Raw genomic sequence first — 613 nt, 5'->3', positions numbered from 1 at the left:
ATATAAAATAAAAAACTGGGGTAGCTGGATTCGAACCAACGAATGACGGAGTCAAAGTCCGTTGCCTTACCGCTTGGCTATACCCCAATAATATAAAGAGGCGACTGAAGGGAATCGAACCCTCGAATGTCGGTGCCACAAACCGATGCGTTAACCACTTCGCCACAATCGCCATTATCCACCTAACAGGGACTGTAGGAATCGAACCCACACTAACGGTTTTGGAGACCGTTGTTCTACCGTTAAACTAAGTCCCTATCGTCCTCTAGGTCTTATCCTATGGAGGGAGGCAGATTCGAACTGCCGAACCCGAAGGAGCGGATTTACAGTCCGCCGCGTTTAGCCACTTCGCTATCCCTCCGCTTTATGATAATGGCTTGGGACGGAATCGAACCGCCGACACTTTGAGCTTCAATCAAATGCTCTACCAACTGAGCTACCAAGCCATACGGTCCCGACGGGATTTGAACCCGCGATCTCCTGCGTGACAGGCAGGCATGTTAACCCCTACACCACGGAACCGGAATGGAGGTTAACGGGATCGAACCGCTGACCCTCTGCTTGTAAGGCAGATGCTCTCCCAGCTGAGCTAAACCTCCATGTCTATTCTCTT

General features: G+C 50.7%; 7 tRNA genes. All 7 read right to left on the bottom strand.

Annotated elements, in window-relative coordinates:
* Positions 1-15 precede the first annotated feature (15 nt).
* The 7 genes from GSA01S_RS10430 to GSA01S_RS10400 all read right to left on the bottom strand — a co-directional run bounded on the left by GSA01S_RS10430 (position 16) and on the right by GSA01S_RS10400 (position 599).
* A tRNA-Gln gene (locus GSA01S_RS10430) sits at positions 16-87 on the bottom strand.
* 12 nt (positions 88-99) lie between these two features.
* Positions 100-172 (bottom strand) — tRNA-His (locus GSA01S_RS10425).
* Positions 173-186: 14 nt separating this feature from the next.
* A tRNA-Trp gene (locus GSA01S_RS10420) sits at positions 187-257 on the bottom strand.
* A 23-nt stretch (positions 258-280) separates the two neighbouring features.
* A tRNA-Tyr gene (locus tag GSA01S_RS10415) sits at positions 281-361 on the bottom strand.
* Between the two features lie 12 nt (positions 362-373).
* A tRNA-Phe gene (locus tag GSA01S_RS10410) sits at positions 374-446 on the bottom strand.
* Positions 447-449: 3 nt separating this feature from the next.
* Positions 450-522, bottom strand: a tRNA-Asp gene (locus GSA01S_RS10405).
* A 4-nt stretch (positions 523-526) separates the two neighbouring features.
* Positions 527-599: transfer RNA gene (locus GSA01S_RS10400), tRNA-Val, on the bottom strand.
* Between the last annotated feature and the right edge of the window lie 14 nt (positions 600-613).

It is taken from the genome of Globicatella sanguinis NBRC 15551, assembly GCF_001552295.1.
GTDB lineage: Bacteria > Bacillota > Bacilli > Lactobacillales > Aerococcaceae > Globicatella > Globicatella sanguinis.
Note: the sequence above shows the minus strand (reverse complement) of the source record. Positions and strands in the feature narration are given on the sequence as shown.